The following is a 26,135-nucleotide window of genomic DNA, read 5'->3' on the forward strand; positions in this document are numbered from 1 at the left end:
CAACTAGGAGCTGCCCCCTTTCTATTATTTTTCGAATTTTCTAATCAATAAGAGTAGGAATGAACAAGGGCGCTCGGCCCTTGTTCATTTGCAATGGATCGCTTACTGTTGAACGGCAGCAAATTTTGCTTTTGCTTCTTGGCGGCGGCGATGCAAAATCGGCTCCGTATAACCATTTGGCTGTTCATAGCCGAGGAACACGAGATCGCATGCCGCTTGGAACGCCACTGAATCGTCGTAGTTTGGCGCCATCGGGCGGTAGTTCGGATCGCCGGCGTTTTGTTCGTCGACGACTTTCGCCATCCGTTTGAACGTCTCCAACACTTGCTCTTTCGTGCAAATACCGTGGTGAAGCCAGTTGGCGAGAATTTGACTCGAAATGCGGAGCGTGGCCCGGTCTTCCATCAATCCGATGTTGTGGATGTCCGGCACTTTCGAGCAGCCGATCCCTTGGTCAATCCAACGGACAACATAACCCAAAATGCTTTGGCAGTTGTTGTCGAGCTCTTCTTGAATTTCGTCCGCCGTCCATTGCGGGTTGTCGACAACCGGAATTTGCAAAATGTCGTCGCGATAATCATTCCGATCATTGGCCAGCTCATTTTGTACGGCAGCAACGTTCACCTGATGATAATGGAGCGCATGGAGCGTAGCAGCAGTCGGAGACGGTACCCATGCGGTGTTCGCGCCGGCTTTTAATTGCGCACCTTTTTGTTTCAGCATTTCCGCCATCAAGTCCGGCATCGCCCACATCCCTTTGCCGATTTGTGCCCGGCCGCGGAATCCGGCGGCGAGCCCGACCGCCACGTTCGATTTTTCATAGCCGGCCAGCCATGTCGACGACTTCATATCGTTTTTGCGCCGCATCGGTCCTGCTTCCATCGATGTATGAATCTCATCTCCAGTCCGGTCGAGGAAGCCGGTATTAATGAAGACGATGCGGTCGCGCACTTCGTAAATGCAGTTTTTCAAATTGAGCGATGTCCGCCGTTCTTCATCCATAACACCGATTTTAATCGTATTCCGCTCAAGGCCGAGCATATCCTCGACACGGTCAAACAGCTCATTGGCAAATGCCACTTCTGCCGATCCGTGCATTTTCGGCTTGACGATGTAAATCGAGCCTTTGCGCGAGTTCAAGTAGCGCGTGTTGCCGATGAGTGAATGTTTCATGATTAAGCTCGTAACTACCGCATCGATGATTCCTTCATACACTTCTTCGCCGTTCGCATCCAAAATAGCGTTGTTTGTCATCAAATGGCCGACGTTGCGCACGAACATGAGCGAACGACCCGGCAGCACAAGCTCCCCGCCATCTGGCGTTTTGTACTCACGATCCGGATTCAAGGCGCGCGTCAGCCGTTTCCCGTTTTTCTCAAACGTCGCCGTCAAATCGCCTTTAATCAACCCGAACAAGTTGCGATACACGACCACTTTGTCCTCGGCGTCGACAGCTGCGACCGAATCTTCGCCGTCCATAATCGTCGTCACGGCCGCTTCTAAGACGATGTCTTTGATGCCGGCTTTATCTGTTTTGCCGACTGGATGTTCACGGTCGATTTGAATTTCAATATGAAGGCCGTTGTTTTTCAGCAACACCGCCGTCGGGTTTTGCGGCTCGCCTTGGAAGCCGATAAGTTTTTCCGGCTCTTTCAGCCCTGTCGTCGCCCCTCCTTCTGTCGTCACGACAAGCTTCCCATCAACAATGGCGTATTGGACAGCATCCTTATGGGAGTGTTCCACAAGCGGTACTGCTTCATCTAAAAATTGCCGCCCGTATGCAATGACTTTCGCTCCGCGCACCGGGTTGTACGACGAACCGCGCTCGGCGCCGTCTTCTTCACTAATGGCGTCCGTGCCATACAGCGCATCATACAAGCTGCCCCAACGGGCGTTGGCAGCGTTTAACGCGTAGCGGGCGTTCGTCAGCGGAACGACGAGCTGCGGCCCTGCTTGCACGGCAATTTCTTCATCGACATTGTCAGTCGTAATCTCAAAATCCTCCACTTCTGGCTCCAAATAGCCGATGTCCGTTAAAAACGCTTTATATTCATGAAAATCAAAGCGGCCGCGGTGTTCTTTATACCACTCATTCAATTTCTCCTGAATCTCGTCGCGACGCGCAAGCAACTCTTTATTGCGCGGCGTCAAATCGGCGATCAGCGCGGCAAAATCGCTCCAAAACTTGTCTTGGTCAAGTCCGCTGTTCGGCAACAGCTCCTCATTGACAAACTCATACAACACTTTCGCGACTTGAATTGTCCCCGCTTGCACATACTCAATCATCGTTTCTTTCTCCTTTCTTGTTTCTTATTACGAAACACTGTTTCTAAATTAATCTAAAAAGATGATATCATGAAACGAAACCGCTGACAATCGTTTTTGTAAAATTTTCATTTTACTGTCGACGACACCTGTTTTGTCTCTACACACCGCCCCGGTGTTGGGAACAGCTTGCCCGCGTTGAGCAAGTTTTTCGGATTGAACACGTCTCGGATCGCCGTTTGCGCCAAGATTTCTTCATCGCTGAAAATAAAGCGCATCTCTTCTTTTTTCTCAAGACCGACGCCGTGCTCCCCGGTAATCGACCCGCCGACGGCCGCGCACGCCTTGAGACATTCACTTCCGGCCGCAAGCGCCCGCTCCGTCTCCCCTGGTTGGCTGGCGTCAAACAAGACGAGCGGATGCAAGTTGCCGTCACCAGCGTGGAAAATGTTCGCGATTCTCAGACCATACTTGCGGCTAATGTTCGCAATTTCTCGCAACACTTCAGGCAGCCGGCTGCGCGGAATGACGCCGTCTTGCACTAAATAGTCGGGTGATATCGCCCCCATGGCGCCAAAGCCGGTTTTCCGATTCGCCCACCAGCGAGCGCGTTCTTCTTCCGACTCAGCGACTTTCACTTCGCGCACATGATGGCGGCGGCAAATCGTTAAAATATCGTCAATTTGTTCGCCAATCCCGGCGGAAATGCCGTCCACTTCAATAAGTAAAAGTGCGGCAATATCTTTTGGATGTCCGACTGGAAACGCAGCTGCTTCGACCGCCTCGATGGCCGTTTGATCCATCATCTCGAGCGCCGCCGGCACAATTCCGGCCGAAATAATGTCGGAAACGGTTTGGCTGGCATCTTCCACTTCATCAAAATACGCAAGCACCGTCTGTTTCGCCTCTGGATTTTTTAGCAAGCGAACGGTAATTTTCGTTACGATGCCGAGCGTCCCTTCCGATCCGGTCAACAGCCCGAGCAAGTCGTAGCCGGGTGGGTCGGGAACACCGTTTCCCCCGATTTCAATCACTTCGCCATCAGGTAAGACTATTTCAAGTCCCAAAATATGGTTGGTCGTCACTCCGTATTTTAAGCAATGGGCACCACCGGCGTTTTCCGCAACATTGCCGCCGATCGTGCAGCAATATTGGCTTGACGGGTCAGGCGCGTAGTAGTAGCCGCGGTGGGCGACGGAATTCGTCAACTTCAAGTTGACAAACCCTGGCTCGACGACAGCGCGCCGGTTTTCGAGATCGACGTGCAAAAGCCGCTTCATCCTTGTCAGGCTGATAATGACTTCCCCGTTTAACGGAATCGCTCCACCGCTTAGCCCCGTGCCGGCACCGCGGGCAAGAAACGGCAGCTCATGCTCATGACAATATTTGACGACCGCCGCCACTTCCTCAGTGCTGTTTGGGAACACGACCGCCTTGGGCAAATGGCGATGGACGGTGAAACCGTCACAGTCATAGGCGATTAAGTCTTCTTTCCGATACAAAATCGCCTCTTCCCCAACGATGCGGGCAAGCGCCCGAATATGCGGGTCATTCGTTGCAATGGGCCGTTTTCTCATATGCGCACGTCCTTCCCTTCCTCTTTTTGGTATGCCCAATCGAGCAATTGCACCGTATGGACGATTTTTTGATTTCGCCCATGCTTCATGACGCCCAGCGCCATTTGCAACATGCAGCCCGGGTTGCCCATCGAGATGAGCTCCACATCTTGTGGCACGTTTTGCATTTTGCTTTCAAGCACTGCTTGCGCCATGTCCGGATGGGTGAGGTTGTAGATCCCTGCACTGCCGCAGCAGCGGTCAGCGTTCGGCATGGCGACCATCTCCACGCCTGGAATGCTTTCAATGACGGCGCGCGGCTCCTTACGGATGCCTTGTCCATGAGCTAAATGGCACGCATCGTGATACGTGAGGCGCACATTCAATTCTGCTTTTGGCACCTTGAAGCCCGTATCATACAAAAATTTAGACACATCCTCGACTTTCGCGGCAAACTGTTCCGCCTTTTCATGCCATTCTGGATCATGGCGGAACAATTCCGGATATTCTTTCAACATCGCACCGCAGCCAGCGGCGTTGACGATCACATGGTCCACACCTTGAAACGCCTCGATGTTTTGCTTGGCGAGCTTCCGCCCCGTTTCGCGGTCGCCGGCATGAACGTGAAGCGCCCCGCAACACGTCTGATCAGAGACGATGACGACATCGTTGCCGTTACGGGTCAACACGCGGATCGTCGCTTCGTTAATATCTGAGAACATCACGTCCATGATGCAGCCAGTCAAGATCGCGACCGTCCGCTTTGTTTCCCCTTTTGCCTTAATCAACGGCTCGTTCCTATACTTTTTCCGCACCGGCGTGCCGACCTTCGGCAAAATCGCTTCCATCTCGGCCAAATGGTCCGGCATTACCCTCAGCATCCCCGTTTTGCGCGCCACTGTCTGCAGTCCACTTTGTTGGTACAGCTTCAGCAGACGACCAAGCCAATCAAGGCGCGACGGATGCGGGAATATCCCTTTTAAGAAGAAGTCGTTCACAAGCGCCTTCCACCCCGTGAGCGGCACCGCCTGGCGGAGCTGGCCGCGCACTTGTTCAATGAGACCGCCGACATCAACATCAGCCGGACACGCTGTCGTACAGGCGCGGCAGTCTAGGCACGTAAAAATCGGGTCAAGCAAATCCGGCGTTAAATCAAGCTTCCCTTCACCGACCGACTTCATCAAGTGAACACGACCACGTGGAGAATGTTGTTCTTCACCGGTTTGTTCGTACGTCGGACACGACTCTAAACACATACCGCAATGAACGCAATCCGCCCATTTGCTCGGGTCGGGCAAGTCGGCAAACCGGTAGTTGCCAAGGCTTGCGGTTGCGCACGCCGGGCTGCCCGTCCGCTCACTCGTCACTGTACTCATCGTTAAATCCCCCCAATAAAGCGCTGATCGTTGACCGTTTTATTCGGATCGATTTTCCGCTTAATCCCTTCGAGCAGGAAAAAGTACGCTGGCTTTCCTCCCCAGACATCGATGCGTTGGCGCAAGAAAAATGGCAAATGCCTGACGACCGCATAGCCGCCCAAGCGAACCGCCATTTGGCGCAGCTCCTCAACGGCGGCGATCACTCCCTCTTCGCTGCCGCGCACATACGCTTGGCAAAGCCCATGGCCCAATCCGCCGTGCGCCTCAATTTGAACGTGGCAGCGATCCGCGATTAACTCGCTTTCTCGCAAAACCGAGAGCACATCCAAGTTGACAACGCCAATTTTCACCGCCGCTTCAACGCCCCCTCCCGATGTCGTCAGACGCCCGTTCGGCGCGATCGTATAAAATGTCCGCCAAAACGCTTCTGCCTCCTCGCCGGCTAAAACGGCCATTGAAGCTGCTTTTGGACAGAGGCGCTCCACCCACTGCTCCTGGTAGTGAACGGCCTTTTCCACATCTTCAAATCCGATCACGAGCGTATAGACAGGTCGTCCCGTCAATCGTTCGGCGAGCGTCGGGGTAAGCAGTTCAAAACAAATCGGCTCCATCATCGTATCTAGGAAGGAAACAGCGAACGAGTGAATCGATTGGACATCGCCACTTGGAAACGACAGCAATACAACACTTTCATATTTCGCAAGCGGCCGGAGCTTTAATGTAACCTCACTCAGCACACCGAGCGTCCCCATCGCCCCGATAAACAGTTTGTTCATGTCATAACCGGCGACGTTTTTCACCACTTTACCGCCGGAACGGATGACCGTACCGTTCGGATACACAATGCGCAGCCCAATGACCGAATCGCGTGCCGCTCCGTAGCCAAGCCGCTTCGGACCGCTGTCGTTCGCCGCAATCACCCCACCAACCGTCGCTTCATCCGGCCAGAACGGATCTAAGGCTACTTTTTGTCGGTACGGGGCAAGCTCACGCTGCAAATCGCCAAACACCGTCCCCGCTTTCACAGTGACCATCATGTCGGCAGCCGCATGTTCGACAATGCCTGCATAGTTTTCTAAGGACAGCAAAATATCCGCCTGTTCCCGCTGTCCGCCAAACCCTCGTTTCGTACCGCGGCCCATGACAACAACTTTTTTGCCCTGACGGTCGGCATAACGGAGCACAGCGGCGATTTCTTCTTCCGTCTGCGGGTAAACGGTCACCGCGCCGCTATTGCCAAGCGGATGAGGAGATTCGTTTACTTCCATTTGTTCCGGAGACAAAAACGCACATAACTCATCCAGCCATGTCAACGAGAGCATGATTGCCCCTCCTTTGTTCCGTAATACGAAACAACGTTTCTTTTTTAGTTTTTAAAAAAAGCGAAACGTGCTTGACGTTTCAGCCAATCCCCCTCCTGCAGGAGGTGACTCTACTTCTATTAAAGCATTGATGGCTCTTTTTTTCAATGAATTTTTCGAATTCACACACCATTTTGTTCATTCTGTCTCTTTTACTGTCACTCCGACCTGTCGCTCAAATAGTTGGATGACCGCCGACATATCCAAATCAGCGAGGCCAGCGTCCATCGCCGCCGCAAACGTTTCTTCAGCCTCGGAGCCGAGGCAGCGATTGATGCCGATTTCGTTCATGAACGCATTCGCCAAGCGCACATCTTTATGTACATACTTCACCGCCCCACCAGGCGCGAATTGACGCGGCAGCACGAACTGCTCCATATGGCGGCGCAGCATTCGACTGTCTCCGTAGCTTTCTTTTAACAACCGATACAACTTTCCGGCATCCAACCCATAAGCGACGCCGGCGACCATCGCTTCTGCCGCAGCGACGGAATGGACGGCAACTAAATATTGATTGAGTATTTTCGCCGCACTGCCGGCGCCGCTTTCCCCTAAATATTCGACTGTTTTTCCTAACACGCTCAGAAGTGGCCGTACCCGCTCCCATGCTGCTTGATCGCCACCGACCATAATCGTAAGCGTTCCTTGTTCTGCTCCTTCCGGCCCCCCGCTTACCGGCGCATCCAAATAAGCGACACCGCGCTCACCGGCCCGTCCGGCTACGAAACGGCTCGTCTTTGGACCGACGGTCGTAAAATCGAGACAAATCACTCCTCGACGGGCTGCACTAAGAACACCGCCTTCCCCTGTGTAGACATTGATGACATCATCAGGCATGGACAAGCATGTACAAATCACATCGACTTCACTCGCCAACGCCGCGATCGTTTCTGCCTGCCGGGCGCCAGATTCAACGAGAATCGCCGCTTTTTCCGGCGTGCGGTTGTACACGGTTACGGGAAACCCGGCATCAAGCAACCGCTTCGCCATGCGCGAGCCCATCATCCCCAACCCGATAAAGCCGACATTCGTCATCGTCCTACTCCTCCTTTCATGCGATAAGCGTCATACCAAGCAAAACTTTCGCTGCTCTCCCGCGCAGGGATGTACTCAAGTCCAACCACCCCATCATAGCCGCATTCCTGCAAAAACGAAAAAATCTCGTCGTACGGCAGCACTCCTGTTCCAGGCTCGTGCCGACCCGGGTGATCAGCAAACTGCACATGGGCAATGAGTGGCTCGTAAGCGGCAAACGTTGCCGCCACATCAAAACCAAGCCGTGCCATATGGTACACGTCATACTGCAGCTTTACGTTCGGCCGACCGAGTTCGCGAATGATCGCCGCAGCTTCCTCAATATTCGTTAAAAAGTAACCCGGCATATCGAACGGATTGATCGGCTCAATCGTTACCGTCAGGCCATGGGCGGCAAGCGTTGTCGCTGCCTCGTCGAGGCGGCGGAGATACGTCTCCTTCGCCTGTTCCCGCGGCACACTCTTCGGAACGACCCCGGCCATGCAATGAAGGCACGGCACGCCAAGCTTTAGTGCATAACGCACACCGTCTTCAAGAGCGCGGCGAAATTCATCATGACGGTCGGGGAAAATCGCGAGCCCGCGCTCTCCCTTTTCCCAATCGCCAGCCGGCAAATTGATCAACACGAGCGACAACCCGTGCTCTCCCAATTCATCAGCAATCGCTTCCGGCGCCGCCCCATACGGGAACTGGCACTCCACAAGCGAAAATCCGTGCTGCTTCGCCTTCGCGAATCGATCAAGAAACGGCACTTCCGTAAAAATCGTTGATACATTGACGGCAAATTTCATCATACTCCTCCCCCCATTTTTCTCCCTTATTCGCCTCCCTTTCCGTCAATTCCTGCTTTTCACCGCTCCTGTTCTCCTTTCACACCGTAAAAAAACAGAAGCAGCAGCTCATCAATCAGCCGTTCGCTGTACAAAGAAACAGGGATTTTCTCTGACACGTCGCGCCATAAATTCAAATACAAAAGCAGCGTATCAATGGATAAGTACGGGGCAATCTCTCCATTTTCTTGGGCTTCGCGAATCATTTCGATCACCAGCGGCAGCACCCTCGTTTCGTAAAGCACATCGACCGAACGGCGAAATTCATCATCCTCCTTTATAAGGCGATGAATGAAGTCAACTTGGATTTCTCCCAACACTTTTTTCTTTTGAAAAATGATATATTTCACTTTTTCTGCAAATGAGCGGTCTTCTTTTAAAAAGGCTTCGTATTCTTCCACCTGGCGGATCATATAATCGATAAGCGTTTCGCGGACAAGATGTTCCTTGCTCCCGAAATAATTGTAAATCGTCACTGGCGACACGTTAGCCTGCTTGGCGATCATTTGGATCGTCATCCCGCGTGGATCGCTCGTCCGCAGCAACTCCAACACCGTTTGCTTGATCGCCTGTTTTTTTTGTTCCGTCCGCTTGGCAAATCCATTCATCAAAAACCACCTTCCGTCTCGCTTTTCTTTTATTTTCATTCTACCCTTAATTTTAATAAAACAGAAATAAAAAATTACAAATTTAATTGATAAACACTTAAATTTTAAAATATAATAGGAATGAAATATTTTTATATAAACATTTCAAAATTTATCTCTAGGGGAGATCATGTCATGATCGAATTGCAACAGTTAACGAAAGTCTTTCCGAACGGCCGGGGCATTTTTGATGTCACCTTCACCGTCCGCCAAGGCGAAGTGTTCGGATTTTTAGGGCCGAACGGCGCGGGAAAATCAACAACGATCCGGCACTTGCTTGGATTTCTGAAACCGACGAAAGGACGCGCTTTCATCCATGGATTCGACTGTTGGCGAGAGTCCGTCCGCGTGAAGGCATTGGTCGGTTATTTACCGGGTGAAATCGCTTTTCCCGAAGGAATGACTGGAATGGAACTGCTTGACCTGCTCGCCGGGATGCGGCGAATGAAAACGACACGCTATCGTGATGAACTAATTGAACGGTTGCAATTAGACACCCGCCTCCCTATCCGGAAAATGTCCAAAGGAACAAAACAAAAAGTCGGCCTTGTCGCCGCTCTCATGCATAATCCCGAAGTGATCATTCTCGATGAACCAACATCCGGCCTCGACCCGCTGATGCAGCAAACGTTTATCGATCTCCTTCGCGAAGAAAAACAGAAAGGAAAAACCATCTTTTTATCTTCGCACATCTTCCCTGAAATCGAGCGGACATGCGACCGGGTGGCGATCATGAAAGACGGCCGCTTGATGGCGGTCAACGATGTTCATGAATTGCAATCGATGCAGCGGAAACTGTTCGATGTCATGTTGTCTCGTGAAGAGGAGGTTGCCCAATTGCTTTCCTCGCCGCTCGAGGTCATCCACCATGACGGCCGCCGCGTTTGCATCGCGGTGCAAGGAGACTACAATGCCTTCATTCGCGAGCTGGCCCAATACCAAGTGCAAAATCTCGATCTCCGCACACAAAGCCTAGAAGATATTTTTATGCATTACTATGACCGCCGGGGGGATGAACAATGAATGTCTCCTTATACAAACAAATGCTCAAAGCACAGACAAAAACGATCATTGGCTATTCGACCGGATCTGCCTTTTACATCGTACTGGTGGCTGCCATTTATCCATCGTTGGCAGACTCAAAAATCATCAATCATTATTTACAGCAGCTGCCAAGCGGGTTTCTAAAAGCGTTCAACATCACCGGTATGGGCAATTTGCTTGAATTCATCGCCGGTGAATATTACGGATTGCTGTTTCTTTTGCTCGGGTCCATTTATTGCATTACCGCTGCCAATCAACTGCTGGCTCGGCCCATCGACCGCGGTTCGATGGCATATTTGCTTGCGACGCCGAATTCCCGGCAGACCATCGCCTTCACCCAAGCGCTCGTGCTGCTCACTGGACTAGCAGCCATCATCCTCACCTCCGCAGCGGCCGGCTTTGCTGCCGATGCATGGCTAGTCACGAATGATGCTCTGCACCAAAAACGATTTCTCGCAATCAATGTCAGTGGCTTTCTTCTCTTTTTCGCCATTAGCGGCTATTCATTTTTCTTTTGCGCCATAGCCAATGACGAAAAACGAGCGCTGTCTTTATCCGGCGGGATCACCGTTCTGTTTTACAGTTTCGATCTCATCGGCAAGCTGACTGAAAAAGCGGAATGGCTCCGGTATGGATCGATTTTTGCCGCCTTCGAGCCTGGAGCCATCGCTCAAGGTCAAGCGGAATGGCTCCCATCCTGTCTGCTATTGGCAATCGGCGTTATCAGCTACACAGCGGGGATTGTCACTTTTTCCAAACGCGATTTGCCGCTTTAATGACACCATCACGGAAAAAGGGCTGCTCCTTTGGGAAGCAGCCCTTTTTTTGGCGCTCAATCTTCATCGCTGGCAAAAAAACGCAAAATATAAACAAACAAGTTGATAAAATCAAGATAAATATTGACGACGATCATCGGGATATCGGCTTCCGTAAAGCCGTAGCGGGCGAGACGGTTGATGTCATAAATCGTAAAACCGAGGAAGATTAAAATTCCTAACGCCGCCACTCCCATTTGCCCGATGCTTGAGAACGGAATGAACCATTGGATGATCAATAAGCCCAGCAAGGCAAACAGGCCGAGCATTAAAAACCCGCCAAGAAACGAAAAATCTTCTTTCGTTCTCGCCGCATAAATGGCGACGCCGGAAAACGATACGACCGCAAGCATAAACGCCTTCAACACCGCCGCAGCACCAATGACAGAAATGTAATAGCCGATCAGCGGGTGCAGCGTGGCGCCGGAGACGAGCATAAACGCAAACATGAGCGGATAGCCGACCGCTTTTTTGCGGCGGGCGAAAATCATCACAAGAAGCAAAATCAGTTCAAGCGCGTAAAGCGGCAAATAAAGGCCGGCCGGCACCCATTGTCCCGCGTACAGCCCTGCCGTTGCAACAGCAAGCGCCGCCAGAAATGAAACAGCCAGCTTGGCGATCGGGCTATGCGGACGGTAAACGGTCGAATGATTCATCGCGACTCCCCTCCTTTTTCTTTCTAGTTTAGCATATATCTGACACTTGTCACAGCCCTCACTTTTCCGCGACCATCGCCATCGCGTCCTTCCTCATCCGCCATGCCGCATTTGCCAACGTTCGATCCGTTGAAACCATCGGGCAGCGAACAGCTTTTTCAGCACCGGCGGGACGACGAACAAAATGAAGAAAATGCGGAACATTTGGTAACTCGTAACGATCGCCAGGCTCGCCTTCGCTTCTTGCGCCAAAATCCCCATCTGATCCATGCCGCCTGGCGCCAAAGCGATAAACGCGGTCAAATAAGGGACGCCGTGCAAGCTTGTCAATACGAACGCAGCAGCCATAGAAAACAAAATAAGAGAAAAACCCATGGCAGCCGCCGTAAGCATCATTTTCCGCTTCCCCTTGATGTCGGCTGGTTTGAGCATTAAACCAAGATAAGCCCCCATCGTAATTTGCGCGATATCCAATATCGGTGCTGGCAAATCCGGCGCCGGCACCCCAGCTACCACAAGCGCCGCCGTTCCGATGATCGGGCCAAGCAAATAGGCAGTCGGCAGTTTCATGCGCTTGCCAACGAGTGCACCAGCAACGGTAACGACAAAATAGAATAAAGCAAGACCAATCGTCCAATCCGGCTCTTGTGCGGTTCCGGCGTCCACAGCCGCTCCAGAGCGTCCGGAAAAGAGCGGGTTCAAGGCGATGAGCGGAACGAGAAAGACAACGCCCATGAGGCGCATCACTTGAAAGAGCGTAACGACCGTCATATCGACTCCTTTTAGCTCCTCACCAAGAACGATCATTTGCGACAAACCGCCTGGAATGCTGCCAGTGACGACAGAGCGGAGCGGAATACCGGTCACGTTCGCCATCAGGCAAGAAAACAGGAAGCTAAAGAGCAAAATCAACACTGTCGCCCACAGCATTGACGGCAACTGCCGGACCATCTCGCCAAGCGTCGCTGCCGTCAGCGCCGTGCCAAGCGTATAACCGATCGGAATGAGCCCCGCGTTGCGGATGGCCGTCGGCCAATACAGCTTTCCTTTCAGAAAACGTCCCGCTACAAGCAGCGCTGCCGCTGAACCGAGCACCCAGTGAAGCGGAATGCGCAAAAGGGCGAAGCCGACGCCGCCCGATGCTGCGATGACAAACGTTAAGGCAATGCGTGCGATGTTGTTCCACCGTTGTTCTCTTTCCAAACCTCAACACTTCCTCTCCACCTTTCGTGAGCCTTTTGACGGCTGTCCGAAAGTAAAAGGGAACAGCAACGGCTGCCTTATTGCCTGCTTTCTATAAACAAAAGCATTCCTCTCCTGTTTGACGGAGAGGAATGTCCCTTCCTTTGCAAGGCAACAAGCCGTGAAACCAACGTTTGCATCCTCTGCTTAATCCGCGAATAAATCGGACGACAAATACCGTTCGCCCGAATCAGGCGCCATGCAAAGAACGCGCGCTCCTTTTGGAAACTGCTTGGCCACTTTGACGGCGTAATAGGCGCTCGCAGCGGCCGAGGCACCGACCAAAATCCCTTCCTTCGCCGCCAGTTCACGTGCCATCTGTTGGGCATCTTCATCTTTGATCAAAAAAATGTCATCATAAATCGAACGGTTTAAGATGCTCGGGATAAACCCTGGGCCCGTGCCGGGAATTTTATGCGGTCCTGGTTTACCGCCCGACAACACGGGCGAGCCGTATGGCTCGACAACGTAAATGCGCAAATTCGGAATGCGTTTTTTCAGCTCTTCTCCTGTCCCGGTCACCGTCCCACCGGTGCCGGCCGTCAACACGAACGCATCGAGCCGGCCGGAAAACGCTTCATAAATTTCGACTGCCGTCGTATGCCGGTGCGCATCCGGGTTGGCCGGATTTTCAAATTGCATCGGAATAAAGCTGCCAGGGATTTCGCTGGCGAGCCGATTCGCCTCATCGATCGCCCCTTGCATCCGTTTCTCCGCCGGTGTCAAATGCACTTCTGCTCCGTAGGCCTTTAAAATTTTCACCCGCTCGGTCGTCGCGTTATCTGGCATCGTAATGATGCAACGATAACCTCGAGCGGCGCATACCATCGCTAAACCGATGCCGGTGTTGCCGGACGTTGGTTCGATGATCGTGCTTTTTCCCGGTGTAATTTTCCCTTCCGCTTCAGCCCGACGAATCATTTCCCAAGCGGGCCGGTCTTTGACACTGCCGCCCGGATTGAACGATTCAAGCTTCATATATACATCCGCCCCGTCTGGGTCTGGAAGACGCCGCAACTTCACGATCGGCGTGCCGCCAATTAAGTCTAAAATGGAGTCATACAGTTTCATGACGTTCCCCAACCTTTTTGGAAGATATTTCTGTCTGCTTCATTATACATGATTTTTCTTTTTTTGTTCAAACAGTCTGTCTTTCCTATGTGGACAGGCATTTCTTGGTCTTTTTCGTGAAAGAAAACTAGTTTTATCGGATTATATTATGATTTTCCCTCTGTTCTAGTTCGATATTCCCTCTTATAATGATAATAAAAGATGGAAAGAGAGGTGGATTTTTTTGGTATCTGCCGCACAACAGCTCGTCACCCATTTAGAAGCCCATCTGCCTTGCTTTCTTGCCCATTGGCGGCAACAGATGAAAATTGCCGCTGATGATAAATACATTGACCGTGTTGAGCAAAATAGCTTGGCAATGTTTACGCTAGTCAAAGAAGCGTTGTCGCAGTCGCTGTCCGGTGAGACCGTTGAACGACTAGCCAACAAAGTCGCCAAGGAACGGGCGGAAATGAACGCCGGGATCGGAACCCTTGTCTACAACGTTAACTTGGGGCGGCGGTTGATCATTAAGCACGCGTTAACCGCGCCATTGCCGATCACCGAGCTAGCTCCGCTCATCGACCATATGAACGAGCTGTTTGACCAATTTTTATTTCATGCCGTCAAGGAATATAACGAACTGAAAGAAGCAGAGCTGCGCGAGAAAAATATGTTGATCGCCAGGTCGCACCAAGATCGGCTGACCTTGCTCGGGCAAATGTCGTCTAGTTTTGTGCACGAATTTCGTAATCCACTGACAGCCATTATCGGTTTTATCCAATTGTTAAAATTTGAGCATCCTCATTTGCCATATTTAGACATTATCGATCATGAACTGCAGCAGCTGAAATTTCGCATTTCACAATTTTTGCATGCCTCGCGCAAAGAAATTGTTGAGAGCGAAAAAGAAACATTTTCGCTGCGCCAATTGTTAGAGGAAATCATGGATTTTTTATACGCGACGATCGTCGACAGCGATGTCGACATTTCGTTGGCGATCGATGAATCAATACATATTTTTGCCTATAAAGACCAACTTCGCCAAGTATTAGTAAACATTTTGCTTAACTCGATCGAAGCGGTAAAAGAAAAGGAAAAGCCGCGCCGCATCAAGATTGCTGCCCGCTCCCAAGAAGGAAGGGTCATCATTGAAATCGCCAACAACGGTCCGGCGATTCCTGCTGATATTGTCGAAACCATTTTTGAGCCGTTTTTTACGACAAAAAATTAGGGACGGGCATCGGCCTTTACATTTGTAAAAAAGTGATCGAAGACCACGGCGGGGAAATCAGCTGTTCGTCTGATGCCAACATGACGACCTTCTCCATCCGGTTGCCTGTATAATGAGCGGCGGAAACGGGCATGCTGGATGAAAAAAGGTGATGCTGATGAAACTGTCATGGAAAAATTGGATAAAGCAAACAACTTCTGCCCTCCATGAATGGATGCAGCGGGAAAGTCATTCGTTCGCCGAGCTCGCTGAACTCATCCGCCATCATCCGGATACCGTCCAGTCTGAACGTACATGGCTTGGCTTGACATATCGTTTTTACTCACTGACGCTGAATGATATGGCGCTCAAAATGGAAACAAAGGTCACCCGCACTGGAAGTGAGCACATTTTATTGCTGTCGCTCCATACCCCGAGGGGGAAGGGGGCTGTATACCGTTGTTACGACGAAACGTGCAACTTGGATGACACCATCGTCACCCCGCCGCTCTCGGAACAAACCGCACCGATTTGATCGTGGTGCGGTTTTGTTTATTATCTCCGCCAAAAAGAACCTTGCTCTCAAGCAAGGAAAAAGCTAGGAAAGAGATCAACCTTTCATGCCTTGCAACCACTCTTCATAACATTCCGGACAGAGCGTTTCCTCGTGTTCCTTGCCGTTTGTATAGAACGAAACGTAATGCACGTTGTCGTCGCACTCGCACTGACAATAAAAGCATGTTTCGTTCATTGTTTTCCCTCCCTTGCCTATTAGTGTGAGCCGCCAAGCAGCGGCCATTGCAAGGGAACTGTTCCCAATGCGGTCAACGTGAGCGACACCAATCAATCACATGCCGCAACCTCAATCATGGCTCGGCATCCCCTTCAACCACTTTTCTGAGGATCGATACGCAGCTCATACCAACACCTACGCGACCGCCATCGGTAACAATTTGTATCCTGTCACCAAGAAAACTCGAGGTACATGTGGTTCTTTTTTTCAATTATTCAGCTGTTTGGAAACTCCACACCCCAACTTTTCCATCACTCCCCACTTATACCGCACCTAGGCAGGCACATACTATGTCACAAAAGGGTGGTGAAAGGGATGAAAGTGATAGGAACACACGAAGCGTTGGAGTTGCACGAACTACTTATGTTTAAAAATACATGCCTCGCTAAAAGTATGGCCATGCGGCAAATGGTGAGCGACCCGCAACTGAAATCGCTCATCGAGCAAGACATTCAAAAAACGACGCAGCACATCCTCGACTTGCAAAACTTATTATCGTAATGAACGAAGGAGGAACAACGATGCAGTCAACAACGATGCCAATCGGTGTATTAAATGAGCAAATAATCGCTGCTGACTATCTCATTGGAGCAAAAAGTGCGATCAAAGGGTGTGCGACGGCTCTTGCCGAAGCAGCGACCCCGGAAGTGCGCAACATACTGAAACAACATTTAAATGACGCGATTGCATTTCATGAACAAATTAGCCAATATATGGTCAACAAAGGATACTATCATCCGACCAATGTCCAAGAGCAGCTGCGTCTGGATATACAAGCAGCACAACAAATGGTGCAATCGGCCGGTCACTAAATGGATTCATGGGATTCCCCTGTCAAAGGGAGAATCCCATTTTTCATCATTTGCCCGTCATTCGCCCATCCTAACAAAAAAGGAGGTGAACATGGTGAAACGCCGATCGACAATATGGATAGCCATCAGTGCAGTCGTCGCCTTGATTGTCGTCGCTGCCGTTAGTTTCAGCCGGCCGGCGACCGAAAAAAACGCTCCTGTCCCTCCGCGGCTTAAGCCGTTTGACACCAAAGACGCGCACACGCATCCGACTGTCGTCACCCTAGACAGCCTTAGCGCGGGGGAACAGCTGAAACAACGATTAAACGAGCATCCACGCATCCAAGAAATCCGCCATAACCGCCGCGGCGACCGAAGCCACTACTTTTATAATGAAATTATCGTCCGTTTCCGGACAACACCTGCGAACCATGACATTCGGCAAATGGAGGCGGCCATTGCCGGACGGCTGGTCAAACGGGTGAATCAGGCGTTTGTGTTCCGTTCGCACAAACGAACGTACGAGGAAATGCGCCGCTATTTCCGTACGCTTCCGACAGTTGATTATTGCGAGCCGAACTACATTTACATGCAAAACGACCTTCCGCGGCAAACGGATGTGCCGAACGACTCGTTTTACGCCCGTTACCAATGGAATTTGCCCGCCATTGATACAGAAGCCGGCTGGACGTTGTCACGCGGCAAACAAACCGTACCTGTCGCCATCATCGACAGCGGGGTCGACCTAACTCACCCTGATTTAGCCCATCGACTCAGCCACGGATACAACGTGTTGGCTGATAACCGCTCTCCGGATGACGAAAACGGCCATGGCACCCATGTGGCCGGCATTATCGCCTCACAACCAAACAATGGGGAAGGGATCGCCGGTATCACATGGTTCAACCCAATCATGGCAGTCAAGGTGTTAAACGCTGACGGCTACGGGACGAGCATCGATGTAGCCAAAGGCATCTATTGGGCGGTTGACCGCGGGGCGAAAGTCATTAATTTAAGCCTCGGCAATTACCAGCCATCTTCGGTGCTCGAGGAAGCGATCCGATACGCTGATGCCCATGACGTCGTGCTTGTGGCGGCTTCCGGCAATGACAGCACGTCCCAGCCGAGCTTTCCGGCCGCTTACCCGGAAGTGATCAGTGTTGGGGCTGTAGACCCTGATCTTTCGTACGCATTGTACTCTAACTATGGCGATTATGTAGACGTCGTCGCGCCTGGAACAAACATTGCCAGCACGTTTACCGGACATCGGTACGCCGCCCTTTCCGGCACGTCAATGGCTGCGCCGCACGTCACCGCACTCGCTGCCTTAATTCGCTCGGTCAACCCGCGCCTCACCAATGACGAAGTGCGCAATATTATTATTCAAAGTGCTGACGATTTGGGCGACCGCGGAAAAGACCCGCATTACGGCTATGGGCTCATTAACGTCTACCGCGCGCTCGAGTTGGCTAAATTCGCAGCCGCTTCGTCATAAGCCATTCTCTCGCTCCATTGACATGGTGTACGTTTTTCCGCCTCCAAACGTCAAAGTGGCTCGACATAGTCTTCGCCCATAAGAAGAGCTGCCGTGAAAAACGATGGGGATTAGACTACACCCCCATCGTTTTTTGGCGCGTCAATATCGTTGTCACTGCACCGACAACGGTGACAACAATAAGGGAGTGAACGAATGGCACGGAGTCGATCAGGATGCTTCCGCTCGTAATAATACAGGCATCAATGACAAAGATAATGACCCCAACGTTCCAATTCGTCCATTTGGAAATAAACTGAGCAAGTAAATCGGTGCCGCCCGTACTTGTCTCCTCTCGCAACATCAGACCGATGCCCGCGCCGACAAGCATCCCGCCAATGATGGCACTCGAGAGCGGATCTAACGTCACAATGCCGCGCAAAACCGATAATACATCAATCATCCACGAGGAAAACAGAAGACCGTGCAAACTGTTGTAAAAAAACGGACGGTAACAAAACCAAGCCGCCAAATAAAGGGGGACGCTCAAGATGATCATCGTCAACCCCGCCTGAACGTGCCAGACGTATTTGGCGATCAGCCCAAGACCGATCATCCCCCCATCAAGCAAATGATGGGGAACTAAAAATACATTGATGCCGATGCCAAGCAGCAGGCTTCCCCCGACGATTGCCATCATTTTTTTCATTACCATGGTTGATCCCTCCGCCGCGTTGGCCATTCGGCCAACAAGAAACGAACAACATGTTCTCATATATGTATATGGCCTTTCCTGGTCAAGCTTGTCTCTTTTTTGTCAGACCAGCGAAGGAAACCGGCAGATCGTTTGACGGCTCGTGGACGAAATACAAAAATAAGAGGCTAAGCCTCTTTGCCTAGCCTCTTATTTTTGTGCTTTTGTCCTCTCGTCGTCATCGATGATGCCTTTTGTTGCGTTTTTAAATTCACGCAATGTTTTGCCGGCTGCCTGTCCTAATTCTGGCAGCTTTTTCGGACCAAAAATCAACAAAGCGAAAAAGACGATAAGCGCAATTTCTCCAAAGCCGATGTTCATGTTTGTCACTCCAATGTTCAAACGTCATTTTTTCAATCATTATATCATACCAGAACAAGACGTGTCATCGGCTTTCCCTTGACAAAACAGCGACGACTTGCCCATCGCCTATCGTTCCTCGAGCAGACGCACCGGCACATCTTGCTCGCGTTCCGGTTCATCGACGAAATAAATGCGCGCCATTTCTTGCTCTTCATCGACATGTTGAATGATCACCGATTTTCCTTCATACATCACCGGGACGACCTCCCCAGCCTCGGCAATCCGTTTCGCCCTCAGCGTCTCCATTCCTATTCGCCCCCTTTTGCACTATCTTCTGCCTGCGTTCGTAAGCTTTTCCAAAACAACTCATCACTGCAGACGAGCTCACGCAGTTCTCCTTTGTCCCCTTTAGCGTTAATGAGTTGCAATAACGGCGTCATATCCTCTGCTTCATGCCGGTCGTTTTTCACTAAATCATCACCTTTCTTGGATAAACTAATATCACGGTCAGCCGGCCCCAGCTGCCTTGTGGCAACAGTTGACTCCCCCAAAAAAAGGGAGTATGATTCGAATGGTGTATATAGAAAGGAGGAAACACCGTGAAGGAGCGGGACTATTATTTTGACAACGCGAAGTGCGCGCTCATGCTCCTTGTCGTGTTTGGCCACTTTCTACGCCCATACATCGACAGTGTCCTATGGGTGCACAGCTTGTATACGTGGATTTTCTTTTTCCATATGCCAGCGTTCATTTTTATCTCTGGCTATTTTTCCAAAAAATTTTATGAACGAGGCTACTTGCAAAAAATCACAAAAAAGTTATTACTTCCATATATTTTGTTCCAACTGCTATATTCCGTCTACTATTTCTTTTTGTATGACAAGCAGTCGCTCGAGTTTGAGTTATTGACCCCGCATTGGAGCTTATGGTTTTTGCTTAGCCTATTCAGCTGGAACGTCTTGTTGTTATGGTTCGGCCGGCTGCCAAAACGAATGGCACTGCCGCTGGCGCTTTTGCTTGGGCTTACGGGCGGCATGCTCGAAGCGGAAAAATGGCTGAGCTTGTCAAGAACGCTCACGTTTTTCCCTTTCTTTTTGCTCGGTTTTTTCTTTGAAAAGCCGACAATCGAGCGCTTGTTTGCCGCACGGGTGCGCATTGTTTCACTGATCATGCTTGCCGGCATGTTTTTGCTCATTCGCTTTGGCTTTCCAGATTTGCCACAAGATTGGCTGTACGGCTCGAAATCGTACGATACGCTTGGCGTCTCCGAGCCGGCTGGCATGATGAGCCGTCTCGCCATTTACGTCGCGAGCCTGCTGATGATGTTCAGCTTTCTATCGCTCATCCCAAGCCGACGCTTCTCCTTTTCCGTGCTGGGAGCGCGCACGTTTTACATCTATATCTTGCACGGGTTTATTTTAAAATATTTGCACGAAACATCGTTCCCCGATTTTATTATGGACGTGCACGGCTATCCACTTCTGCTTGTGCTATCGGTCGCCGTAATGCTCGTTCTCGGGAGCAAACCGGTCATCCGGCTTGTTCGGCCGCTTTTGGAATGGCGGCTGCCGAAATGGAGGCAAACAACATCGTAGCACGAAAAAAGGGTGTCCCATTGAGGACACCCTTTTTTTGACGGTTTCACTGTCGTTTAGCGCAGGTTGGCCTCCCGCACCGCCGTCGCCAACGCTGCAGCCGCCGCTTTTGGCTCCGGGGCGGAAGCGATGGCGCTAATGACTGACACCCCATCTGCTCCAGCTTCAATGACCGCTCTCGTATTATCAGCCGTAATTCCACCGATAGCAACAATCGGGATCGTGATTCCTTGTTCGCGCAAGTGGCGGAGAATTCCCGGACCTTGCGCTTCATTCGCATCGTCTTTTGAACGTGTCGGATAAATCGGACCGACGCCGATGTAGTCGGCACCCGCTTCGATGGCCGCTCTCGCCTCTTCCACATTATGCGCCGAAACACCAAGAATTTTATCGCCAATTTTTTCCCGCACGCGCCGTGCGTCTTCGTCATCTTGACCAACGTGGACGCCGTCCGCATCAATGGCGATGGCCAGCTCAACATCATCGTTGACGATAAACGGCACGCCGTAAGTGCGGCAAAGACGCTGCAACTGCCGGGCGAGCGCTTCTTTTTCCTCCCCTTCTAAGGCAGCACTTCCTTTTTCGCGAAATTGAAACAGCGTCACACCGCCGTCAAGCGCTTCTTTGAGCACATCCTCTGCCGGCCGTTCGCTGTTTTGGCTTCCCATAATAAAGTAAACAGCAAGCCGTTCTTTCATCTCTTCGCTCGTAATGCGTGCCATCGTTCTCACTCCCCGTATTGACGGTATGCCCAATGGTTGGTCGGCCCGTGGCCTTGGCCGATGCCGAGCGAATGAGAGATCGCCGCCTGTACGAACGATTTCGCCGTCCCGACAGCATCCACCGGATGTCTTCCTTTCGCGAGCTCGGCCGCAACCGCTGCGGCGAACGTACAGCCGGTTCCATGCGTATGACGCGTATCAATCCGCTTGCTTTTGAAGTAAGAAAATTCGCTGCCGTTATACAATAAGTCGACTGTTTCTTCGCCATCATCGTCATGGCCGCCTTTAATGACGACATAGCGGGCGCCCATGCGATGGAGAAGGCGCGCCGCTTCACGGCGGTCATCCATCGTGCGAATGGCAATGCCAGTCAATACTTCCGCTTCCGGAATGTTTGGTGTAATGACAAACGCCAGCGGCAACAGCGCTTCTTTCAACGCCGCAACCGCTTCTTCCTGCAACAGCGGGGCACCGCCTTTGGCAATCATCACCGGGTCGACGACAAGCCGATCCCAGCCATGTTTTTTCACTTGCTCTGCAACGGTGCGGATAATATCAGCGCTAAACAACATCCCGGTTTTGAGCGCATCCACGCCCAAGTCAACCGCAACCGATTCGATTTGTGCAGCCACCGCTTCGGCCGAAAGCGGATAGACGCCTTGCACGCCGAGCGTGTTTTGTGCTGTCACCGCCGTAATCGCTGACATGCCAAAGACGCCAAGCTCTTGAAATGTTTTTAAATCCGCTTGAATGCCGGCGCCACCGCCGCTGTCCGACCCAGCAATCGTCAACGCTTTATACACCGTCATGGTTCTCCTCCCCTTTTACCGTTGTTCAACCCGTCCCTCACGCTTCACATCATCAACGCCAATGCGAGCCAAGGCGTCCAAAAACGCCACCTGAAAACTGCCTGGGCCGCGTTGTCCGGCTTCGGCGGCTGCCTGTTCAGCTGCGACTCCGTAATAGGTTAACGCCGCAACCGCTACCTTCACAGCATCCTGCTCAACAGCCGCAAACGCTCCAACGACGGACGTTAACAAACAACCTGCCCCGGTCACTTTTGTCAACAGCGGATGGCCGTTGTGAATCAAATATGCTGCCTGTCCATCTGTGACGACATCCTCTTTTCCGGTAATTGCCACGACGGTGCCGAGCTTGGCTGCCGCCCGTTTGGCCAAAGCGACCACATCCCCGCTTCCTTCACCGGCGTCGACTCCTTTAATCATCCACGATTCACCGATCATATTGGCGATTTCCGCCGCATTGCCGCGCACAACCGCGAGTTGAATCTGTTCGGCGATGCGGTGCGCCGTCTCTGTTCGGTAGCTGGTCGCCCCGGCACCGACCGGATCGAAAATCACCGGTACCCCGGCCTCATTAGCCGCCCGGCCGGCAATAAGCATCGCCTCGACTTCCGTTGCATTCAACGTTCCAATATTTAACACAAGCGCTCCTGCAAGCTTCGCCATCTCGGCCACTTCCTCTTTCGCGTACGCCATCACCGGCGAAGCGCCGAGCGCCAACAGCCCGTTCGCCGTAAAATTCGTCACGACGACATTCGTAATATTATGGACGAGCGGTTTCGTCCCTCGCACCCGCTCGAGCAGTTCCGCCCATTCGTGCCAGTTGCCCATCTCCGATTCTCCCCTTTCCTATCGATGCCTCTGCCTTGGCGGTGTTAGGTACGACCGCCATACTTCCGTCTTACAGAATGATGAATTTGTCCCATTCATCAGTCTACTCTTTCTTTTTTTCAATTGCAAGAAAAGAAAAAAAGGCAGTGCCGAACGCCACCTGCCTTTTCTCCTGCTACGGCCGCGTCAATTCTGCCGCGTCCGGCTCTTCAGACGTCGATGCTGGCGACAGCCGCTGCGGCAGCGGCCAATTCCATAAATCCAAATCAACGATATAGCGCGGCCGCCGTTTTGTTTCCTTGTAAATTTTACCAATATACTCACCGATCAGCCCTAGCGCAATGAGCTGCAATCCCCCTAACAGCCAAATCGACGTAATCAGCGATGTCCAGCCCGTCTCTGTATGCCCGGCCCACTTTAAAAAAAGAAAGTAAGCGCCGAACATCAGACTGACGACAAAAGAGACGAACCCGATGAGCGAAATGAAACGGATCGGAGTGATGCTGAACGATGTCACACCATCGAGCGCAAAAGCGATCATCTTTTTTAACGGGTATTTCGTTTTCCCCGCCAACCGCTCCTTCCGGTCGTAATAAACGGATGTCGACCGGAAACCTATAAGTGGGACGATGCCGCGCAAAAACAAATTCACTTCTCCAAACTGTTCCAACGCTTCAACAGCGCGCCGGCTCATCAGTCGATAGTCGGCATGATTATAAACGAGATCGACGCCAAACATCTTCATTAACCGATAAAATCCTTGGGCGGTATGACGTTTAAACCACGTGTCCGTGTCGCGCCGCCGGCGCACGCCGTAAACGATATCATAGCCTTCGCGAAATTTTTGTACAAACGCGCGAATGGCTGACAAATCGTCTTGCAAATCAGCGTCGATCGAGATGAAGCAGTCCGCATGCGCTTTAGCTGCAAACAACCCAGCCAACAGCGCGTTTTGGTGACCGGCATTGCGCGCCAGTTTCAATCCCTTCACTTCCGGATACCGCAAGCTCGCCTTGTAAATGAGCTTCCATGTGCTGTCACGGCTGCCGTCATCGACAAACAGGAGCGCGCTTTTTGGTGAAATGAGTCGCTCTTCGATCAGTTCTTCACGCAACGACCGCAAGCGGCCGATTGTCTCGGGCAGCACTTCTTCCTCGTTATAGCACGGTACGACTATAGCCAATACCGGATCGGACATGTCATTTTCCTCCTTCCCGCATCACTTTGTATAAATAAATCGTCCATGCCGATTCATCAGATCGGAACACTCGTTCAAGGCGAAGGGCATTTTCTGCTGCGTTTTCAATCGGCAACGCCGAAAAAATATAGCGCCCACCCATCTCGTAAAACGCCCTCGTGTTTAATTCAAGATGGCGGATCGTTCGTTTTGAGTTTTTCTTAAACATATAATGTTTGCCAAGCTCATCAACAAACAAGTAGCAGCGTCCGCCCCACTCATCGAAATACTCGCGCAGCTTTTTGTTTTTTTCGAGCTCTTTAGCAATGATGCGGCGGAAGCGATGTTTGTATTCCAACGGGTAGAAATTGTTGTACGTATCAAGTGTGTAAAAACCGTTGTATTGAGCGATCGCCGGATGGATGCCAATGCTGGCGACACGGTATGTATGCACAGGACGGCCAATATACTCACGGATGACGGCAAACTGCTTCTCGGCGTAAAATTCCCGGAACGACGGTTTATTGCGATAGACGATTTCCTCATTGTACGAGATGAGCACCAACAGCTGCAGGGCTATCGCCGCTGCGCCGACCGCCCGCCATCTCCGTCCTTCCTGCCAAACAATTTTCAGCGCCATCGCAAACAAGACATAAATGACCATCGGCCGCAAAAAATGATAGCGGGCAAAATTGAACTTATCGAGTAAATCGAATCGTTCGGTTAGCGGCAGCCATCCTTTGTAAAACCAAAACGCATACCATGTGGACAAGGCAAAATTCAGCACATGTAGCACAACAAACGGCGTTTCCTGCCGCCAACGCTTCCGCTTCCATACCAAATATAAGGCGAGCAACGTCAACGGCAAGATGACGAACCCGTGCACGGTCATCACATGTGTATGTCCGAGCACATAGTTTTTGAATGTCAAACGAATGACGCGCCAAAGCGGCAGGCGAGCATGGAAATACTCGTCACGGCTTGTCGGTTCATCGGCAAACAAAAGCGAATGAACAAGCCGGTAATCAACCGCCAAATAAAGCATTGTCATATAGGCGATCGCGGCAAAAAACCGCCAGTTCCACCCTTTTCCGCGGATGACATCAATAAGCCACCAAACACCAAGCGCGCTTAAGAAAAAGAAAAAGCCTAGAACAAAACTCGAATAAAGCGGCAATAGCGTCAATACCGCCCAGTTCACCCATGAGCGCTCACCGTTGCGGATGTTTAAAAACGCCCAAAGCGCGAGCGGCATGCCGAGCGTGCTTAACATTCCCGACGGCCAAAACGGCGTCAACGCAAACGTCAAGGCAGCACCGATACGGATCCATAGCCAACGCTGGCCGGGCAGGACATGTGTTTTCAACAGCAAATACATGCCGATGAACGCAAAAACGCGAGTGATCGCTTGGCTGAGACCATAGGCGTAAACGGACGGAAACAAGGCATGAAGCCACACGATGCCGCTGAATTCTGTGCCGAACGCATTGCGCGGCAGCCCGTTAATGATTTGCGGGATAACTCCATCGATCGGTCCAAACAACTCACCGCTGCGGGTGAGCACTTTATACCAAGCAATGTTCGAATCCAAATTGTCATGGACGCGCATATGTGCATCTTCACCGAGCACAAAATACGGCGACACGTACAAGGCGATGGCAAGCAGCGAGAAGAACAGGAGTCGCTTTTCGATCGCCGGCACCTTTTCTCCTCCTTTCGCCCGGCTCATGTCTTTCCTTATTTTTCAACGCCTTAGGAAAATTATTCATGATGATGGAAAAAAGCGGATGCTAAATAAA

Annotated in this window: 27 protein-coding genes and 1 pseudogene; 8 read left to right on the forward strand and 20 right to left on the reverse strand. The window is 51.4% G+C overall.

Annotation, left to right across the window (positions count from 1 at the left end; all coding sequences use genetic code 11):
- Window positions 1–102: 102 nt before the first annotated feature.
- The 7 genes from DSM465_RS0105790 to DSM465_RS0105820 all read right to left on the reverse strand — a co-directional run bounded on the left by DSM465_RS0105790 (window position 103) and on the right by DSM465_RS0105820 (window position 9,034).
- Window positions 103–2,286, reverse strand: a complete 2,184-nt coding sequence (locus DSM465_RS0105790) for a malate synthase G (protein ID WP_029760871.1) — start codon at window positions 2,284–2,286, stop codon at window positions 103–105.
- Between the two features lie 107 nt (window positions 2,287–2,393).
- Window positions 2,394–3,842 (reverse strand): FAD-linked oxidase C-terminal domain-containing protein, encoded by a 1,449-nt coding sequence (locus tag DSM465_RS0105795; protein WP_029760872.1) that lies wholly within the window; start codon window positions 3,840–3,842, stop codon window positions 2,394–2,396.
- Window positions 3,839–5,197: a (Fe-S)-binding protein gene (locus DSM465_RS0105800; RefSeq protein WP_029760874.1), complete on the reverse strand. Its 1,359-nt coding sequence runs from the start codon at window positions 5,195–5,197 to the stop codon at window positions 3,839–3,841. Before DSM465_RS0105800 ends, DSM465_RS0105795 begins: the two co-directional genes overlap by 4 nt.
- A gap of 2 nt (window positions 5,198–5,199) precedes the next feature.
- Window positions 5,200–6,522: an FAD-binding oxidoreductase gene (locus tag DSM465_RS0105805; protein WP_029760875.1), complete on the reverse strand. Its 1,323-nt coding sequence runs from the start codon at window positions 6,520–6,522 to the stop codon at window positions 5,200–5,202.
- Between the two features lie 177 nt (window positions 6,523–6,699).
- Complete coding sequence (locus DSM465_RS0105810) at window positions 6,700–7,596, reverse strand: NAD(P)-dependent oxidoreductase (RefSeq protein WP_029760876.1); 897 nt, start codon at window positions 7,594–7,596, stop codon at window positions 6,700–6,702.
- Window positions 7,593–8,387: a hydroxypyruvate isomerase gene (gene hyi / locus DSM465_RS0105815; RefSeq protein WP_080320072.1), complete on the reverse strand. Its 795-nt coding sequence runs from the start codon at window positions 8,385–8,387 to the stop codon at window positions 7,593–7,595. The genes DSM465_RS0105810 and hyi overlap by 4 nt, the downstream gene beginning before the upstream one ends.
- A gap of 59 nt (window positions 8,388–8,446) precedes the next feature.
- Window positions 8,447–9,034 (reverse strand): TetR/AcrR family transcriptional regulator, encoded by a 588-nt coding sequence (locus DSM465_RS0105820; protein ID WP_008879336.1) that lies wholly within the window; start codon window positions 9,032–9,034, stop codon window positions 8,447–8,449.
- A 174-nt stretch (window positions 9,035–9,208) separates the two neighbouring features.
- On the opposite strand from DSM465_RS0105820, the gene DSM465_RS0105825 reads away from it, so the two are divergent.
- Both DSM465_RS0105825 and DSM465_RS0105830 read left to right on the forward strand, forming a co-directional pair.
- Window positions 9,209–10,096 carry an ABC transporter ATP-binding protein gene (locus DSM465_RS0105825; protein ID WP_008879337.1) on the forward strand — a complete coding sequence of 296 codons (888 nt, stop codon included), beginning with the start codon at window positions 9,209–9,211 and terminating at the stop codon, window positions 10,094–10,096.
- The gene (locus DSM465_RS0105830; RefSeq protein ID WP_008879338.1) at window positions 10,093–10,893 is read left to right on the forward strand and encodes an ABC transporter permease subunit; all 801 of its coding nucleotides are present in this window, start codon (window positions 10,093–10,095) and stop codon (window positions 10,891–10,893) included. The genes DSM465_RS0105825 and DSM465_RS0105830 overlap by 4 nt, the downstream gene beginning before the upstream one ends.
- A gap of 56 nt (window positions 10,894–10,949) precedes the next feature.
- On the opposite strand, the gene DSM465_RS0105835 is transcribed toward DSM465_RS0105830, so the two are convergent.
- From DSM465_RS0105835 to cysK, 3 genes are all read right to left on the reverse strand, one after another.
- Window positions 10,950–11,588 (reverse strand): Bax inhibitor-1/YccA family protein, encoded by a 639-nt coding sequence (locus tag DSM465_RS0105835; protein WP_011887299.1) that lies wholly within the window; start codon window positions 11,586–11,588, stop codon window positions 10,950–10,952.
- Window positions 11,589–11,681: 93 nt separating this feature from the next.
- The gene (locus DSM465_RS0105840) at window positions 11,682–12,791 is read right to left on the reverse strand and encodes an AbrB family transcriptional regulator (protein ID WP_011887298.1); all 1,110 of its coding nucleotides are present in this window, start codon (window positions 12,789–12,791) and stop codon (window positions 11,682–11,684) included.
- Window positions 12,792–12,977: 186 nt separating this feature from the next.
- Window positions 12,978–13,901: a cysteine synthase A gene (cysK, locus tag DSM465_RS0105845; RefSeq protein ID WP_008879341.1), complete on the reverse strand. Its 924-nt coding sequence runs from the start codon at window positions 13,899–13,901 to the stop codon at window positions 12,978–12,980.
- Window positions 13,902–14,124: 223 nt separating this feature from the next.
- Between cysK and DSM465_RS18190 the strand changes: the two are divergent.
- Window positions 14,125–15,227, forward strand: a pseudogene (locus tag DSM465_RS18190) (histidine kinase N-terminal domain-containing protein).
- Window positions 15,228–15,271: 44 nt separating this feature from the next.
- Window positions 15,272–15,628 (forward strand): hypothetical protein, encoded by a 357-nt coding sequence (locus DSM465_RS0105855; RefSeq protein ID WP_029760877.1) that lies wholly within the window; start codon window positions 15,272–15,274, stop codon window positions 15,626–15,628.
- A gap of 75 nt (window positions 15,629–15,703) precedes the next feature.
- On the opposite strand, the gene DSM465_RS19575 is transcribed toward DSM465_RS0105855, so the two are convergent.
- Window positions 15,704–15,844 (reverse strand): hypothetical protein, encoded by a 141-nt coding sequence (locus tag DSM465_RS19575; protein WP_008879344.1) that lies wholly within the window; start codon window positions 15,842–15,844, stop codon window positions 15,704–15,706.
- A gap of 357 nt (window positions 15,845–16,201) precedes the next feature.
- On the opposite strand from DSM465_RS19575, the gene DSM465_RS0105865 reads away from it, so the two are divergent.
- The 3 genes from DSM465_RS0105865 to DSM465_RS0105875 all read left to right on the forward strand — a co-directional run bounded on the left by DSM465_RS0105865 (window position 16,202) and on the right by DSM465_RS0105875 (window position 18,172).
- Complete coding sequence (locus DSM465_RS0105865) at window positions 16,202–16,387, forward strand: hypothetical protein (protein WP_008879345.1); 186 nt, start codon at window positions 16,202–16,204, stop codon at window positions 16,385–16,387.
- A gap of 20 nt (window positions 16,388–16,407) precedes the next feature.
- The gene (locus DSM465_RS0105870) at window positions 16,408–16,698 is read left to right on the forward strand and encodes a spore coat protein (RefSeq protein ID WP_035498240.1); all 291 of its coding nucleotides are present in this window, start codon (window positions 16,408–16,410) and stop codon (window positions 16,696–16,698) included.
- A gap of 94 nt (window positions 16,699–16,792) precedes the next feature.
- On the forward strand, window positions 16,793–18,172 hold the full coding sequence (locus DSM465_RS0105875) for a S8 family peptidase (protein ID WP_029760878.1): 1,380 nt from the start codon (window positions 16,793–16,795) through the stop codon (window positions 18,170–18,172).
- A gap of 115 nt (window positions 18,173–18,287) precedes the next feature.
- Here the strand turns inward: DSM465_RS0105875 and DSM465_RS0105880 are convergent, their stop codons facing one another.
- The 4 genes from DSM465_RS0105880 to DSM465_RS0105895 all read right to left on the reverse strand — a co-directional run bounded on the left by DSM465_RS0105880 (window position 18,288) and on the right by DSM465_RS0105895 (window position 19,678).
- Window positions 18,288–18,866: a YitT family protein gene (locus tag DSM465_RS0105880; RefSeq protein ID WP_008879348.1), complete on the reverse strand. Its 579-nt coding sequence runs from the start codon at window positions 18,864–18,866 to the stop codon at window positions 18,288–18,290.
- 189 nt (window positions 18,867–19,055) lie between these two features.
- The gene (locus DSM465_RS0105885) at window positions 19,056–19,226 is read right to left on the reverse strand and encodes a twin-arginine translocase TatA/TatE family subunit (RefSeq protein ID WP_029760881.1); all 171 of its coding nucleotides are present in this window, start codon (window positions 19,224–19,226) and stop codon (window positions 19,056–19,058) included.
- A gap of 108 nt (window positions 19,227–19,334) precedes the next feature.
- Window positions 19,335–19,514: an H-type small acid-soluble spore protein gene (locus tag DSM465_RS0105890; protein WP_008879350.1), complete on the reverse strand. Its 180-nt coding sequence runs from the start codon at window positions 19,512–19,514 to the stop codon at window positions 19,335–19,337.
- A 2-nt stretch (window positions 19,515–19,516) separates the two neighbouring features.
- Entirely contained in the window at window positions 19,517–19,678 is a 162-nt protein-coding gene (locus DSM465_RS0105895; RefSeq protein WP_008879351.1) for a hypothetical protein, read from the reverse strand.
- A gap of 129 nt (window positions 19,679–19,807) precedes the next feature.
- Between DSM465_RS0105895 and DSM465_RS0105900 the strand changes: the two genes are divergently transcribed.
- Window positions 19,808–20,803, forward strand: a complete 996-nt coding sequence (locus tag DSM465_RS0105900; RefSeq protein ID WP_011887290.1) for an acyltransferase family protein — start codon at window positions 19,808–19,810, stop codon at window positions 20,801–20,803.
- Between the two features lie 56 nt (window positions 20,804–20,859).
- Here DSM465_RS0105900 and thiE read toward each other — a convergent pair whose 3' ends face one another.
- The 5 genes from thiE to DSM465_RS0105925 form a co-directional block, all read right to left on the reverse strand.
- Window positions 20,860–21,525 (reverse strand): thiamine phosphate synthase, encoded by a 666-nt coding sequence (gene thiE / locus DSM465_RS0105905; protein ID WP_011887289.1) that lies wholly within the window; start codon window positions 21,523–21,525, stop codon window positions 20,860–20,862.
- Between the two features lie 5 nt (window positions 21,526–21,530).
- Window positions 21,531–22,334, reverse strand: a complete 804-nt coding sequence (gene thiD / locus DSM465_RS0105910; protein ID WP_029760883.1) for a bifunctional hydroxymethylpyrimidine kinase/phosphomethylpyrimidine kinase — start codon at window positions 22,332–22,334, stop codon at window positions 21,531–21,533.
- A gap of 15 nt (window positions 22,335–22,349) precedes the next feature.
- Window positions 22,350–23,159 carry a hydroxyethylthiazole kinase gene (gene thiM / locus DSM465_RS0105915; RefSeq protein ID WP_029760885.1) on the reverse strand — a complete coding sequence of 270 codons (810 nt, stop codon included), beginning with the start codon at window positions 23,157–23,159 and terminating at the stop codon, window positions 22,350–22,352.
- Between the two features lie 175 nt (window positions 23,160–23,334).
- Entirely contained in the window at window positions 23,335–24,357 is a 1,023-nt protein-coding gene (locus DSM465_RS0105920; RefSeq protein ID WP_008879356.1) for a glycosyltransferase family 2 protein, read from the reverse strand.
- 1 nt (window position 24,358) lies between these two features.
- A complete protein-coding gene (locus DSM465_RS0105925; protein WP_029760886.1) occupies window positions 24,359–26,038 on the reverse strand; it encodes a DUF6044 family protein in 1,680 nt (559 codons plus the stop codon).
- Between the last annotated feature and the right edge of the window lie 97 nt (window positions 26,039–26,135).

Source organism: Geobacillus thermodenitrificans subsp. thermodenitrificans DSM 465 (genome assembly GCF_000496575.1).
Taxonomy (GTDB): Bacteria; Bacillota; Bacilli; order Bacillales; family Anoxybacillaceae; genus Geobacillus; species Geobacillus thermodenitrificans.

Excerpts from the sequence above, each read along its gene's own strand:
- DSM465_RS0105790 (WP_029760871.1), bottom strand. The coding sequence starts at position 2,286 with ATGATTGAGTATGTGCAAGCGGGGACAATTCAAGTCGCGAAAGTGTTG.
- DSM465_RS0105795 (WP_029760872.1), bottom strand. The coding sequence starts at position 3,842 with ATGAGAAAACGGCCCATTGCAACGAATGACCCGCATATTCGGGCGCTT.
- DSM465_RS0105800 (WP_029760874.1), bottom strand. The coding sequence starts at position 5,197 with ATGAGTACAGTGACGAGTGAGCGGACGGGCAGCCCGGCGTGCGCAACC.
- DSM465_RS0105805 (WP_029760875.1), bottom strand. The coding sequence starts at position 6,522 with ATGCTCTCGTTGACATGGCTGGATGAGTTATGTGCGTTTTTGTCTCCG.
- DSM465_RS0105810 (WP_029760876.1), bottom strand. The coding sequence starts at position 7,596 with ATGACGAATGTCGGCTTTATCGGGTTGGGGATGATGGGCTCGCGCATG.
- hyi (WP_080320072.1), bottom strand. The coding sequence starts at position 8,387 with ATGAAATTTGCCGTCAATGTATCAACGATTTTTACGGAAGTGCCGTTT.
- DSM465_RS0105820 (WP_008879336.1), bottom strand. The coding sequence starts at position 9,034 with ATGAATGGATTTGCCAAGCGGACGGAACAAAAAAAACAGGCGATCAAG.
- DSM465_RS0105825 (WP_008879337.1), top strand. The coding sequence starts at position 9,209 with ATGATCGAATTGCAACAGTTAACGAAAGTCTTTCCGAACGGCCGGGGC.
- DSM465_RS0105830 (WP_008879338.1), top strand. The coding sequence starts at position 10,093 with ATGAATGTCTCCTTATACAAACAAATGCTCAAAGCACAGACAAAAACG.
- DSM465_RS0105835 (WP_011887299.1), bottom strand. The coding sequence starts at position 11,588 with ATGAATCATTCGACCGTTTACCGTCCGCATAGCCCGATCGCCAAGCTG.
- cysK (WP_008879341.1), bottom strand. The coding sequence starts at position 13,901 with ATGAAACTGTATGACTCCATTTTAGACTTAATTGGCGGCACGCCGATC.
- DSM465_RS0105855 (WP_029760877.1), top strand. The coding sequence starts at position 15,272 with ATGAAACTGTCATGGAAAAATTGGATAAAGCAAACAACTTCTGCCCTC.
- DSM465_RS19575 (WP_008879344.1), bottom strand. The coding sequence starts at position 15,844 with ATGAACGAAACATGCTTTTATTGTCAGTGCGAGTGCGACGACAACGTG.
- DSM465_RS0105865 (WP_008879345.1), top strand. The coding sequence starts at position 16,202 with ATGAAAGTGATAGGAACACACGAAGCGTTGGAGTTGCACGAACTACTT.
- DSM465_RS0105870 (WP_035498240.1), top strand. The coding sequence starts at position 16,408 with ATGCAGTCAACAACGATGCCAATCGGTGTATTAAATGAGCAAATAATC.
- DSM465_RS0105880 (WP_008879348.1), bottom strand. The coding sequence starts at position 18,866 with ATGGTAATGAAAAAAATGATGGCAATCGTCGGGGGAAGCCTGCTGCTT.
- DSM465_RS0105885 (WP_029760881.1), bottom strand. The coding sequence starts at position 19,226 with ATGAACATCGGCTTTGGAGAAATTGCGCTTATCGTCTTTTTCGCTTTG.
- DSM465_RS0105890 (WP_008879350.1), bottom strand. The coding sequence starts at position 19,514 with ATGGAGACGCTGAGGGCGAAACGGATTGCCGAGGCTGGGGAGGTCGTC.
- thiE (WP_011887289.1), bottom strand. The coding sequence starts at position 21,525 with ATGGCACGCATTACGAGCGAAGAGATGAAAGAACGGCTTGCTGTTTAC.
- thiD (WP_029760883.1), bottom strand. The coding sequence starts at position 22,334 with ATGACGGTGTATAAAGCGTTGACGATTGCTGGGTCGGACAGCGGCGGT.
- thiM (WP_029760885.1), bottom strand. The coding sequence starts at position 23,159 with ATGGGCAACTGGCACGAATGGGCGGAACTGCTCGAGCGGGTGCGAGGG.
- DSM465_RS0105920 (WP_008879356.1), bottom strand. The coding sequence starts at position 24,357 with ATGTCCGATCCGGTATTGGCTATAGTCGTACCGTGCTATAACGAGGAA.